Raw genomic sequence first — 12,292 nt, forward strand, 5'->3', positions numbered from 1 at the left:
TACTTCGCCATCTTTGCTGCATGCTCCATTCGTTCCGCCGTTTGCTGCCGTTGCTTGCGCTCTTGATTGCCTGCCAACCCGACCGGAAACCGGCTGTAAAGGCTCCTGCCGCTTCCCAAAAGCTCACCGATGGTCTGGGCCGTAGTGTGACGGTGCCCGCGCAGCCGCGACGCATCATGGCGTTGGCAGCTTCCATGACGGAGATGCTGTATGCGGTGGCCGATACGGCTGGTATCATTGCCCGTACGCAAGTCTGTAACTATCCGGCGGCTGTGCTCCGAAAGCCCATGGTTAGTAGCTACCCGCTCGATATGGAGCGGTTGGTGGCCCTGCATCCCGATGTGGTGTTTACCATAGAAGGCATCACTTCCCTCGACGATGCCGCCCGCCTGCAACAATTGGGCGTGCCCGTATATTATCAACGCTATGAGCGGGTTACGGATATTTTTCGGGGTCTGCGTGATCTGGGCCGCATTCTGCACCGCGAGTCACAAGCCCGCCACCTCACCGATTCGCTGAGTGCGGAATTAGAAAAGATAAAACGCAACCAGCCTGTTACTGGCCCAATTCCGCGGGTGCTGGCCATCACTTGGCAAGACCCGATTTACGTGTATGGGCAAAACACACTGTTCACGGACCGGATTCGGCTGGCGGGCGGTGAGAACGCCGTGACGGAGAAGTTTGCCCAGCCGTATCCGGCGCTCACGCGCGAGTACATTCTTAAGCTCAACCCCGACGTGCTGCTAGGTGGCCGCTTTGGCAAACTAGACAGTACTTTTTTCCGAATGTATCCAGAGCTGCGCCGCATTAAGGCCTACCAGACACGCCGTGTCTTTGCCATCACCGGCGACCTGATGGAGCGCCCCAGCCCACGGGTAGTCGAGTCGGTGCGCGAATTGCAGCGGTTGCTCCAGCAGAAACCATGAATCGCTCTGCCGCTCCCTGGATTTTGCTGAGCCTGCTGCTCACGGCTGCTCTCATGGCAGCGGGCCTGCGCATTGGCAGCTTCGACACGAGCTACGTCTTGATCTGGAAGGCTTTAACGCAATACAACTCCGCCGATCCGGCTCAGCTAGTGCTGGTGCAACTGCGGTTGCCGCGTTTGCTTCTGGCCTTTTTGGCCGGTGGTGGGCTGGCATTCAGCGGCTATTTGATGCAGGCCATGGTCAATAATTCGCTGGCCGATCCTTACTTGATCGGGACGGCATCGGGGGCCTCCTTAGGCGCTATTATCTGCTTTTCACTTTTCAGTACGCTTACGTTGGCGGGCTTTTATCTGCCTCCTGTGGCCGCCCTGGCTGGCGGGTTGGTCACAACGCTGGTAGTAGTGGTGCTCGGAACGCAGCGCGGGCAGCTCATTCCAGCGCAACTGTTACTGGCTGGAGTAGCCGTCAGTTCGCTCACCACGGCCCTGGGCGGCCTGCTGACGTTTCGGTCCACTACCGAAGGCAAGCTCCGGACGGTCGTATTCTGGGCCATGGGCAGCTTCGAGCGAGCGGGCTGGGATCTGCTGCCTTATCCGGCCGTGGCTTTGGCAGTTGCGTTGGTGCTATTTCTGTTTTTGCAGAAAGACTTGAGCATCTTACTATTAGGCGAAGAACGCGCGCAAGCCTTAGGCGTAAACGTAGCTCGCACTCGGTGGCTGCTGGTTATTACGGCCTCGGCGCTTACGGGCTGCGTAGTAGCATTGTGCGGACCAATCGGGTTTGTTGGGCTTACCATTCCGCACGTAACGCGGTGGCTGCTGGGTGTTACCGGGCGGGCCAACCTGCTATTTTGTGCCCTGCTTGGTGGTAATTTTTTGCTCGCCTGCGATCTATTGGCGCGCTTGCTCTACCCACCTGCTGGCTTGCCCGTGGGGCTAGTAACGGCCCTGTTCGGCGTACCGTTCTTTGTATATTTGCTGCGGAAAAGGGATTTAAGGACCTAAAGCAAAGAAGCTTCAGGTATAAATATTTGATTATCAAATATTTGTGCTCTGGCCGAATTTACAGCCAAGTCCTTAATTCCCTCATTGTATAAGACCCCGCACAAATGATTTACGTCAGCCGTCAGGAGCACTTTAACGCCGCTCACAAGCTGCACAACCCCAATTGGTCCGACGAGCGCAACCGCGAGGTGTTTGGCCCCTGCGCCAACGTCAACTGGCACGGGCACAACTACGACCTCATTATTACGGTGAAAGGCCAACCCGACCCCGAAACGGGTTTTGTGGTCGACCTCAAGCAACTCAGTTCGGTAATTCGCGAAAGTATTGTAGATCAGGTAGATCACAAAAATCTCAACCTCGACGTGCCTTTCATGCAGGGCAAACTGGCCAGCACCGAAAACCTGGTAGTGGCTTTTTGGGAAATTCTCTACCGCGAATTGCCACGCATCACGACCGCGCAGCTGCATTGCATCAAGCTCTACGAAACGCCTCGCAACTTCGTCGAATACTACGGCGAGGCCAATTAAAAATTATGAATTGGAAAGATGGCCCGCGGCAGGTCCGCACTTCGGTTTCCGGCGTTCATAATTCATAATTTTTAGCTCACAGTTCTACGAATGAAATATTATCTGATTGCTGGGGAGCGTTCCGGCGACTTTCACGCCTCGCGCCTGATGCACGAATTGCGTCAGCAAGACCCAGAAGCCGAATTTCGGGGCTGGGGCGGCGATATGATGCAGGCAGAAGGCGGCACGCTCGTCCATCATTACCAGGAAATGGCCATTATGGGCTTCTGGGAGGCTGCTACCAGCGTTTTGAAGTTCCGCGGCTATCTAAAGGAATGCCAGCGCGACATCATGGCCTACCAGCCCGACGTCGTGATTCTGGTTGACTACGCCGGATTTAACCTGCGGGTAGCCAAGTTTGCCAAGCAGAAGGGGCTAAAGGTGTTCTATTACATCTCGCCCAAGATCTGGGCCTGGAATCAGGGCCGCGTGCATACGGTGAAGGCCTTGGTAGACAAGATGTTCGTGATTCTGCCTTTCGAGTCGGAGTTCTACAAGCGTTTTGGCTACGATGTCGATTACATCGGCAACCCGACCGTCGATGCCGTGGCAGAACACCAGCCGTCGTCCGATTTTTTTGTACGGCATCAGCTTGATCCTCAGCGGCCTATCATCGCGGTGTTGCCGGGCAGCCGCAAGCAGGAAATCGAAGAGATGCTTTACGAGATGGTAGCCATTCTGCCGCCATTCTTGGACTATCAGTTCGTGATCGCGGCCGTTTCCAACCTCGATCCCAATTATTACCGCAATTTTGAGCGTAACAACGTCCGCATCCTCTTTGACGAAACCTACGACTTGCTGCACCACGCCACAGCCGCCTTGGTCACCAGCGGCACAGCCACGCTCGAAACGGCGCTTTTTGATGTGCCCCAAGTTGTATGTTACCGTACCAGTGCCGTTTCGTACGCTATCGGAAAGGCCGTCATCAAGGTGCCCTACATCTCCCTCGTCAACCTGATTGCAGGCAAAGAAGTAGTGAAAGAGTTGATTCAGAGTGATTTTAACTCCCGAAACTTAGTGCAGGAGCTAAAGCGAATCCTCAACGACGATGATTTCTTGGCCCAGCAAAAAGCCGGTTATGCGGAGCTGCGCGAAAAATTAGGTCGTAGCAACGCCGCTCAAAATGCCGCTAAGCTGATGGTTGGCTATTTGAATAAATAATCAGCCCGCCTCTAACAACAAAAAGGCCAACCGCTTACGGTTGGCCTTTTTGTTGTAATTGATTGACTATCAAATACTTATGCAGCGCGCAATTGCTTTAGAGAGGATTTCTCAAACTTGCTCTGTGCGTAATCCAAGTCAATTACCAGTTCGCTGACATCCGGCGCCGAAGGCATCTCGAACATGGCATCCGTCATGATGCTTTCGCAGATCGAGCGTAGGCCACGGGCACCCAAGCGATATTCATCGGCTTTCACCACGATGTATTCGAGCGCCTCTTCCGAGAAGGTGAGATGAATGCCTTCCATCTCGAACAAGCGGTTGTATTGCTTCACGATGGAGTTCTTCGGCTCGGTCAGGATTTTGCGCAGCGTAGCGTGATCCAGCGGGTTGAGGTGGGTGAGTACGGGTAAGCGGCCAATCAGTTCGGGAATCAAACCAAACGCTTTCAGATCCTGCGCCGTGATGTAGCGCAGGAAGTTGCCCGTATCGATGTTCTCCTCCAGCATGGTTTTGGAGAAGCCTATTGGCTTGGCGTTCAGGCGGCTCTTAATGATGCGGTCGATGCCCACAAAAGCGCCCCCGCAGATAAACAGGATGTTTTCGGTGTTTACCGTAATCATCTTCTGCTCAGGGTGTTTGCGGCCACCATGCGGCGGTACGTTCACGGTAGTGCCTTCCAGCAGCTTCAGCATAGCTTGTTGTACGCCTTCGCCACTCACGTCGCGGGTGATACTGGGATTGTCGCTTTTGCGTGCGATTTTGTCGATCTCGTCGATGTAAACGATGCCACGCTCCGCAGCTTCTACGTTGTAGTCAGCTGCTTGCAGCAGGCGTGTCAGAATGCTTTCTACGTCTTCGCCTACGTAACCGGCTTCGGTGAGCACCGTAGCGTCGGCAATGCAGAAAGGAACCTGCAAGATATTAGCTAACATTCTGGCTAAGAATGTCTTACCAGTGCCAGTTTCGCCTACCATAATGATGTTCGATTTTTCAATCACAACATCGTCCTTGGCAGGTTTTTGCATCAGGCGCTTGTAGTGGTTGTATACGGCCACCGACATCACCTTTTTGGCTTCATCTTGCCCTACCACATACTGATCAAGGTACTCCTTCATCTCGCGAGGTTTCACGAGGTTGAACTTCGGAGTTTTGCTGTTCGAGCGAATCTTGTTCTCCTCGTTCAAAATCTGCTGAGCCTGACCCACGCATCGCTCGCAAATGTGTGCGTTGATGCCGGAAATCATGACTGAGACGTCTTTTTTGCTCTTACCGCAGAAGGAGCACGTAATATCTGCCATTGGTAGAAATATTCTCAGGATAGGGTAGGGGAAACTTACTGCTAGAAAGCTCCGCCCAAAGGTACGAAAAGGCAAACGCCCTTTGCACAGAAAAAAGTTGCTCCGTGCAGAGGCTTCTACTTAAAGATACAAAAGCCCGTTCTTGGTTTTGAGGCCAAAAACGGGCTTGTAACAAAGAGTTTACGCAACTTACTGAAGTTGCATAAGGCAAATTAAAGAGCCGCTTTCCGCTCTAATACTTCATCGATGAGGCCGTATTCTTTGGCTTCGTCGGCGCGCATCCAGTAATCGCGATCCGAGTTGTCGTGGATTTCCTGGTAGGTTTTGCCGGTGTGCTGAGCCAAGATGTCGTAAAGCTCCTTGCGCAACTTCAGGATTTCGCGGGCCGTGATCTCGATGTCCGAGCTCTGGCCTTGTGCGCCACCCGAAGGCTGGTGAATCATGACCCGGGCGTGCGGCAAAGCCGAACGCTTGTCTTTGGCGCCACCCGCCAACAGCACAGCACCCATCGAAGCAGCTAGGCCTGTGCAGATAGTTGCTACGTCGGGGCTCACATACTGCATGGTGTCGTAGATGCCCAAGCCAGCGTACACCGAGCCACCCGGTGAGTTGATGTACAACAGGATATCTTTCTTCGCGTCCGCTGACTCAAGAAAGAGCAGTTGTGCTGTGATGATGTTGGCAATATAATCGTCTACGGGCGTGCCCAGGAACACGATGCGGTCCATGATCAGGCGCGAAAACACGTCGATTTCGGCAAAGCGCGTGGGGCGTTCCTCAATTACCGAACGCGTCATGCCCGTTATGGAATGGGTCATCTGACCTTCCATATGTTGTAGGTACTGGTCGACACCCAAGCCGCTGAGGCCTTGACCTTTGACGGCGAACTTGCGGAATTCTTGTTTATTCAGCATGATAGAATTTGTGGGAGAAGAAAGAGTCAAAAACAGATTCGGTAGGGCAACAAAAAAGCCCTAACGGCAAGTAAGGGCTTTTTTGTTGGTTAGAAAACCGGGCGCCAAGGTTTAGCTGGCAGCCTGATTGCGGAAGTCCTCAGCCGAAATCTCTTTGTCGTTAACAACAACTTTGCCGCGGAGGTTTTCGAGTACTTTCTCTGCCAGAATGGCTTCATACTCGTTTACGTAGTTCTTGCCGTTCTCTTGACGCAAGTAGCTGTCAGCAAAAGTGCGCATCTGGCCTTGCATCTCCTCGTCCATGTCGGGCATGTTGAACTGGCCCATGAACTTCTGCACCGTACGGTCTACGATTTCGTCGTTCGATACTTTCAGGCCCTGCTCTTCTACCACCTTGTTGCGGATCATTGACCACTTCAGCTCGCGCTCGTAGTCGGCGTAATGTTCCTCAACTTGCTCGGGGGTAAGCTTGCCTTCGTTGGCGCGTACCAGCCACTTCTTGAAAAACTCCTTCGGAACCTCAATTTTGGTGTTATCCACCATCTGATTGATAATCTGACGGTTAACCAAGTTGTCTGATTCGCGGTCGTAGTTCTCCTGTACTGTAGCACGCACCTTCTCGTCAAACTCTTCTTTTGACGTTACGATGTCTTTGCCGAACACTTTGTCGAACAACTCTTGATCGAATTCAGCCTGCTCCGTGCGGTTGATTTTCTCTACCGACAGCACGTAGTCGCCGCTTACTTCGGCAGCTTCGTCTTTCGACAAGCCCGAGAAGTTCGCAATAGCAGAAGCATCACCTGCGAAAGCATCCTTCAGATCGAAAGCGATCGTGTCACCCGACTTCACACCGACAAACTTGTCAGCGCCATTCTTCACTTTGTTGATTGGCAGCAATACGGTCTTGCCTTCGCCTTCTTCGTCGGCCTTCTTCAGCTTACCGTAGAGGTAATCAGTAGCCTCGGATACTTCGGGGTTGGTGCTCTTGCCAAACTGGCGTCCAAGCTGCTCGTAGGTTTCGCCCAGCGTGTTCTCGTCAACGGCTACCTGATGGCGGTCTACGTTCAACGATTGGTCAGCTGGCAGCTCAAAGTCAGGCAGCAGGCCTAGTTCAAACTGAAAATCAAAATCTTTCTGCGCGTCAAAATCCACGCTGGATTCCATCGGAATGGGTTCACCCAAGATTTTGATGTTGTTTTCTTTGATGTAGCCATCGACAGCTTTGCCCAGAATGCTGTTGATTTCTTCGACGAGCAGGCTCTTGCCGTACATCTTCCGCACCAGTGCCGGTGGTACTTTGCCCGGCCGGAACCCTTTAAGCTGCGCCTTCTTGCTGTAGTCCTTAATCTTCTCTTCTACAGCCGCGCTGTAGTCAGCTTCGGTGAGGTGAACTGTCAGGATGGCACTCAGCTGGTCGTCTTTCTTGTCGAGGGTAATATCCAAAACGGGTCGTCGGTTAAGGGTAAACGAAATCGAATGTCGTTGAAAAAGAAACCCCCAACGGCTGGGTTGAGGGTTTGGGGTGTTGTTCTTGCTAAAGCAAAAACGAATAAAGTGCGGATGGAGGGACTCGAACCCACACGCCTTGCGGCACCAGATCCTAAGTCTGGCACGTCTACCAATTTCGCCACATCCGCATGCAAGGCCGTTTGCCTTGGGGGCGCAAAGCTAAGCAACGAGGCTTGAAATTCAAACAACAGAAAAAAATGAGCCGCAACCTTATCGGCTGGTTGGCTCCAAACCCAGATCTTTTCTGGCCGCCCGCCTGTTATAAACCCAGTAAAGCGCGGCAAAACCTCTCCATGCTTTCGTACTTTAGCAGATATCACTACGGAGCCTCGGCTCCGATTCGCACCCATGGCAACCCTCATTGATCCCGAAGTAGAGCGTAACGAGATCCTTCGGCAATACCGTCGTCTGCTCCGTACTGCCAAGCCTTACCTGCACGGCAACGACGCCAAACTCATCAAGAAAGCGTTCAACACTTCGTTGGAGGCCCACAAAGACATGCGCCGGAAGTCCGGCGAACCCTACATCCTGCATCCGCTGGCCGTCGCCCAGATTGCGGTGGAGGAAATCGGCCTGGGCACTACCAGCATCGTTTCGGCGCTGCTGCACGATGTAGTCGAAGACACGCCGATGGAGATCTCCGACGTGGAGCGCGAATTCGGGACCAAAGTCGCCCGCATCATCGATGGCCTGACGAAGATTTCGGGCGTTTTTGAATACGGCACTTCCGAGCAAGCCGAAAACTTCCGCAAGATGCTGCTGACGCTTTCGGAAGATGTACGCGTGATCTTAATCAAGATTGCCGACCGCTTGCACAACATGCGCACTCTCGACTCGATGCCGCGCCACAAGCAGCTCAAGATAGCTTCCGAAACCATTTACCTCTATGCGCCCCTAGCACACCGCCTCGGGCTATATGCGATAAAAAGCGAGTTGGAAGATCTTTATCTAAAATACACTGATACAGAGGTTTACAACGAGCTGGTAAATAAGGTCCGGCAGAGCCGCAGTGCGCGTAACCGGTTCATCAAAGAATTTGTCGCGCCCATTGATGAAGAGCTGAAGATGCAAGGCTTCGACTTTGAGATCAAAGGCCGGCCCAAGTCCATCTACTCCATACTGCGCAAAATGCGCAAACAGAACGTCACGTTCGACGAGGTATATGACCTGTTTGCCATTCGGGTAATCTTGGATGTGCCGCAGGAGCAGGAAAAGGCAGCGTGTTGGCAGGTATATTCCATCGTTACCGATTTCTATCAGCCTAACCCCGATAGGCTGCGCGATTGGGTCAGCACACCCAAAGCCAATGGCTATGAAAGCCTGCACACCACCGTTATGTCGCGCAGCGGCCAGTGGGTGGAAGTACAGATTCGCTCGCGCCGCATGGACGATATTGCCGAAAAAGGCTACGCTGCCCACTGGAAATACAAGGACACTGGTTCGGTACAGCCCGAATCCAGCTTGGAAGCCTGGATCAACAAGGTGCGCGAGATGCTCGAAACGAACAATTCGAGTGCGCTCGAGTTCATGGACGAATTCCGCCAGAATCTTTTCGTGAAAGAGGTTTACGCTTTTACACCCAAAGGAAAGCTGGTAATTCTGCCTGATAAGGCTACGGCTTTAGACTTCGCGTTCGAAATTCATACGCATATCGGCCTGCAATGCCTGGGCGCAAAGGTCAACCAAAAGCTGGAGCCGCTAAGCTATCAACTGCGCAACGGCGACCAAGTCGAGATTTTAACCTCGCAAAAACAGCGCCCCACCGAGGAATGGTTGCAATACGTCATCACATCGAAAGCACGTACCCGAATTAAAGATTACCTGCGCGACGACAAACGCACGAAAGCCGAAGATGGCCGCTTTCTTGTCGAGAAGCGGCTGGAACTGCTTGGCGTAGAGTTTACTCCCGATAACCTCAACCGCCTGCTAACCCATTTTAATATTTACAATCCGCAGGACTTTTTTTATCGGTTGGCAGTCGGGCAGATCGACGGGCGCGAAATCAAAGAAAACCTGTTCGACTCAGCCACGGCATCGCCACGGCAGCCGTCTAGGCTTGAGCCCAAGGCATTTGACCAGGAAGTGCAAAAGATCCGTGGGGTGCGGGCTGACATGCTGGTGATCGGAGAGCACACCAACAAGTTCGATTACACCATAGCACCTTGCTGCAACCCGATTCCGGGCGATGATGTATTCGGTTTTGAAACAGAGACGGGCATTGTCATTCACCGGACGTCTTGCCCTAAAGCCGTGCAGCTGATGTCTAATTATGGCAACCGCATTGTGCGCGCCAAATGGACTGATCAATTGGAGTTGGCTTTCTTAGCTGGCATCCGCATCAAAGGTTCAGACCGGGTTGGCTTGGTAAACGACGTTACCAGAATTATCTCCAACAGCCTGAAAGTCAACATGCGCTCCATCACCATCGACTCCAACGACGGCATGTTCGAAGGCCAGATCATGGTATTTGTCAATGACACGGACCATCTCAACAAACTCATTCAACGCCTGTCTAGGGTGAATGGCGTATTAGGGGTCGAGCGTTTTGATTCTTAAGCCAATAAAAGTCTTAGGTAGTATATAAAGTATGTGAGGGAATAACTTAGTATTAAGCTTGTTTATATAAACAGTTGGTTATCAGATGTTTATATAAATAGTCAAAATAAGTGCTTCCTAGTTACTATCTGGCTTATGCTGTTGCAATGCTTACCTTTGCCACTCCTTATATATATGGTGCAAAATGCTTGACCAAGAGAAGTATGAAGAGGTGAAAAAAATCTTCACCGCCTACTTAGAAAATAAAGGTTTGCGAAAAACGTCGGAACGCTACGCCATTTTGGAAGAAATATATTCGCGTACGGGCCACTTTGATGTCGAGGAGCTGTTTGCCGGCATGAAGGAGCAGGGCTTGCAAGTAAGCCGTGCAACCGTCTATAACACTCTCGATTTGCTAGTAGAGCACGGCTTGGTAAGTAAGCACCAGTTTGGTCGAAACCTTGCCCAATACGAGAAATCATATGGCTACCGGCAGCACGACCACGTGATCTGCACCGAATGCCATAAGGTGGTCGAGTTCTGCGACCCGCGCATTCACGGCATCCAGACGATGGTCGGCGACCTTTTGAATTTCCATATCTTGCACCACTCTTTAAATCTTTACGGCGTGTGCGGCGATTGCCGCGCCAAAGCCGCTGCCCGTTCTCAAGCTGAATGAAAACTGAATCTGCCCTGCAAAATGGCATCCTGTACGTCCGCCTAGCCGGCGACCTGATCGGTAGCCCCGATACCCAACCGCTTCTCCAAACTGTAAACGACCACCTCGGCGACGCCATCACGCTCTGCGCGGTCGATTTGTCAAACGTACGCTTTATCAACAGCACCGGTATTGGCGTCTTGGTTTCGATCTTAACCAAGTTTCGCAACCAAGGAGGGGAGTTAGTGCTGATCAATCCTTCCGAGCATATTCGTAAGCTGCTGCTCATCACCAAGCTAAATTCAATTTTCACGATTGCGGACGACGACGTAACGGCCGCTCAACAACTGAAAGCCGTAAGCTAATGCCCGTTGACGTACTTGTTGGATTACAGTGGGGTGACGAAGGAAAAGGCAAAATTGTCGATGTTTTAGCCCCCACTTATGATGTAGTAGCCCGTTTTCAAGGTGGCCCGAATGCTGGACACACGCTTACCTTCGACGGACAAAAACATGTGCTGCACCAAGTGCCCTCCGGCATTTTTCATCCGCACATTATAAATGTTGTTGGCAATGGGGTCGTCTTAGATCCTGTCGTATTCCGGACTGAATTTCAGAAGCTTACCGATAGAGGGATAGATGCCTCTCGTAATCTTTACGTTTCAAAAAAGGCTCAGCTTATTCTGCCATCGCACCGTGCCCTCGATCGTATCTCGGAAGAAGCTCGTGGCGGCGGTAAAATCGGCTCAACTTTGAAGGGTATCGGGCCGACCTACCAAGACAAGATTGGCCGGACTGGTTTGCGAGTAGGAGACATACTGCATCCTAATTTTCAGGAGCGTTATGCAGAGGCCGTTGCGCGCCACGCTAAACTCGCCGCTTTTCACGGTCGTGAACTAGAAATCGAGCCGTTTGAAGATGATTTCTTTTCGGCCGTTGACTTCCTGCGTACGCTTCGTTTAGCCGATACCGAATACTTGCTTAACGATCTTCTTCGGCAAGGCAAACGCATATTAGCTGAGGGGGCTCAAGGCTCACTGCTGGACATTGACTTCGGCACATATCCGTTTGTTACTTCTTCCAGCACTGTTGTAGCAGGAGCTTGCACAGGCTTAGGCATTGCTCCCGCTCACATTGACCGTGTGTATGGCATTAGCAAAGCTTATTGTACACGCGTGGGAAGCGGACCATTTCCTACCGAATTGCATGATGAAATAGGGGAGCGGATCAGACAAGCAGGCCGTGAGTTTGGTTCTACTACTGGTCGTCCACGCCGCTGCGGCTGGATTGACATACCTTCTCTACGCTATAGCATAATGCTTAACGGAGTCACTGAGCTCCACTTAATGAAGGCAGACGTACTCGACGAGTTCGACGAGCTCAAGGTTTGTACGCATTATCTTACTCCTTCGGGAGAAGAAACCACGCAACTCCCAGACCTAAGCTTGCTTGAAACACTCACTCCAGTCTACATAACATTACCCGGCTGGCGTACTGAGTTGCAAAATATTTCAGATCCTGAAAGGTTGCCTATAGAGCTTAAGCAGTATTTGCAATTCCTTGAGGAACAGTTACAAGTACCTATCCGAATTGTAAGTGTGGGTCCTGACCGAGTCAGTACTCTTCACCTGAGCTAGAAAAAAGAATACGGCGAGCCTTGACATCATCAGGACTCGCCGTATCTTTGTCATCCTGTTTTGGCAATCGGCCAACAAAATG

Annotated in this window: 11 protein-coding genes and 1 tRNA gene; 8 read left to right on the plus strand and 4 right to left on the minus strand. The window is 52.0% G+C overall.

Features of this window, described 5'->3' with window-relative positions:
- Positions 1 to 20 precede the first annotated feature (20 nt).
- From FHG12_RS14515 to lpxB, 4 genes are all read left to right on the plus strand, one after another.
- Positions 21 to 926: an ABC transporter substrate-binding protein gene (locus FHG12_RS14515; RefSeq protein WP_139516410.1), complete on the plus strand. Its 906-nt coding sequence runs from the start codon at positions 21 to 23 to the stop codon at positions 924 to 926.
- Positions 923 to 1,930, plus strand: a complete 1,008-nt coding sequence (locus FHG12_RS14520) for a FecCD family ABC transporter permease (protein ID WP_139516411.1) — start codon at positions 923 to 925, stop codon at positions 1,928 to 1,930. Before FHG12_RS14515 ends, FHG12_RS14520 begins: the two co-directional genes overlap by 4 nt.
- A gap of 104 nt (positions 1,931 to 2,034) precedes the next feature.
- Entirely contained in the window at positions 2,035 to 2,457 is a 423-nt protein-coding gene (locus tag FHG12_RS14525; RefSeq protein ID WP_139516412.1) for a 6-pyruvoyl trahydropterin synthase family protein, read from the plus strand.
- Between the two features lie 90 nt (positions 2,458 to 2,547).
- Positions 2,548 to 3,657, plus strand: coding sequence for a lipid-A-disaccharide synthase (gene lpxB, locus FHG12_RS14530; RefSeq protein ID WP_139516413.1), 1,110 nt, complete (start codon positions 2,548 to 2,550; stop codon positions 3,655 to 3,657).
- 77 nt (positions 3,658 to 3,734) lie between these two features.
- On the opposite strand, the gene clpX is transcribed toward lpxB, so the two are convergent.
- The 4 genes from clpX to FHG12_RS14550 form a co-directional block, all read right to left on the minus strand.
- Entirely contained in the window at positions 3,735 to 4,958 is a 1,224-nt protein-coding gene (clpX, locus tag FHG12_RS14535) for an ATP-dependent Clp protease ATP-binding subunit ClpX (RefSeq protein ID WP_139516414.1), read from the minus strand.
- A 212-nt stretch (positions 4,959 to 5,170) separates the two neighbouring features.
- Positions 5,171 to 5,872, minus strand: a complete 702-nt coding sequence (locus FHG12_RS14540) for a ClpP family protease (protein ID WP_230471136.1) — start codon at positions 5,870 to 5,872, stop codon at positions 5,171 to 5,173.
- A gap of 111 nt (positions 5,873 to 5,983) precedes the next feature.
- The gene (gene tig / locus FHG12_RS14545; RefSeq protein ID WP_139516415.1) at positions 5,984 to 7,315 is read right to left on the minus strand and encodes a trigger factor; all 1,332 of its coding nucleotides are present in this window, start codon (positions 7,313 to 7,315) and stop codon (positions 5,984 to 5,986) included.
- 112 nt (positions 7,316 to 7,427) lie between these two features.
- Positions 7,428 to 7,509 (minus strand) — tRNA-Leu (locus tag FHG12_RS14550).
- A gap of 220 nt (positions 7,510 to 7,729) precedes the next feature.
- Here FHG12_RS14550 and FHG12_RS14555 point away from each other — a divergent pair.
- The 4 genes from FHG12_RS14555 (at position 7,730) to FHG12_RS14570 (ending at position 12,210) form a co-directional block, all read left to right on the plus strand.
- Positions 7,730 to 9,937 carry a RelA/SpoT family protein gene (locus FHG12_RS14555; RefSeq protein ID WP_139516416.1) on the plus strand — a complete coding sequence of 736 codons (2,208 nt, stop codon included), beginning with the start codon at positions 7,730 to 7,732 and terminating at the stop codon, positions 9,935 to 9,937.
- Positions 9,938 to 10,121: 184 nt separating this feature from the next.
- Positions 10,122 to 10,595, plus strand: coding sequence for a Fur family transcriptional regulator (locus FHG12_RS14560; protein ID WP_139516417.1), 474 nt, complete (start codon positions 10,122 to 10,124; stop codon positions 10,593 to 10,595).
- Positions 10,592 to 10,939, plus strand: a complete 348-nt coding sequence (locus FHG12_RS14565) for an STAS domain-containing protein (protein ID WP_139516418.1) — start codon at positions 10,592 to 10,594, stop codon at positions 10,937 to 10,939. Before FHG12_RS14560 ends, FHG12_RS14565 begins: the two co-directional genes overlap by 4 nt.
- Positions 10,939 to 12,210 (plus strand): adenylosuccinate synthase, encoded by a 1,272-nt coding sequence (locus tag FHG12_RS14570; RefSeq protein WP_139516419.1) that lies wholly within the window; start codon positions 10,939 to 10,941, stop codon positions 12,208 to 12,210. The genes FHG12_RS14565 and FHG12_RS14570 overlap by 1 nt, the downstream gene beginning before the upstream one ends.
- Positions 12,211 to 12,292: the final 82 nt, after the last annotated feature.

The organism is Hymenobacter jejuensis (genome assembly GCF_006337165.1).
In the GTDB taxonomy this organism is placed as follows: Bacteria; Bacteroidota; Bacteroidia; order Cytophagales; family Hymenobacteraceae; genus Hymenobacter; species Hymenobacter jejuensis.

What these genes read in the sequence shown, in the direction of transcription:
- FHG12_RS14515 (WP_139516410.1), top strand. Translation starts at nt 21, where the DNA reads ATGCTCCATTCGTTCCGCCGTTTGCTGCCGTTGCTTGCGCTCTTGATT.
- FHG12_RS14520 (WP_139516411.1), top strand. Translation starts at nt 923, where the DNA reads ATGAATCGCTCTGCCGCTCCCTGGATTTTGCTGAGCCTGCTGCTCACG.
- FHG12_RS14525 (WP_139516412.1), top strand. Translation starts at nt 2,035, where the DNA reads ATGATTTACGTCAGCCGTCAGGAGCACTTTAACGCCGCTCACAAGCTG.
- lpxB (WP_139516413.1), top strand. Translation starts at nt 2,548, where the DNA reads ATGAAATATTATCTGATTGCTGGGGAGCGTTCCGGCGACTTTCACGCC.
- clpX (WP_139516414.1), bottom strand. Translation starts at nt 4,958, where the DNA reads ATGGCAGATATTACGTGCTCCTTCTGCGGTAAGAGCAAAAAAGACGTC.
- FHG12_RS14540 (WP_230471136.1), bottom strand. Translation starts at nt 5,872, where the DNA reads ATGCTGAATAAACAAGAATTCCGCAAGTTCGCCGTCAAAGGTCAAGGC.
- FHG12_RS14555 (WP_139516416.1), top strand. Translation starts at nt 7,730, where the DNA reads ATGGCAACCCTCATTGATCCCGAAGTAGAGCGTAACGAGATCCTTCGG.
- FHG12_RS14560 (WP_139516417.1), top strand. Translation starts at nt 10,122, where the DNA reads ATGCTTGACCAAGAGAAGTATGAAGAGGTGAAAAAAATCTTCACCGCC.
- FHG12_RS14565 (WP_139516418.1), top strand. Translation starts at nt 10,592, where the DNA reads ATGAAAACTGAATCTGCCCTGCAAAATGGCATCCTGTACGTCCGCCTA.
- FHG12_RS14570 (WP_139516419.1), top strand. Translation starts at nt 10,939, where the DNA reads ATGCCCGTTGACGTACTTGTTGGATTACAGTGGGGTGACGAAGGAAAA.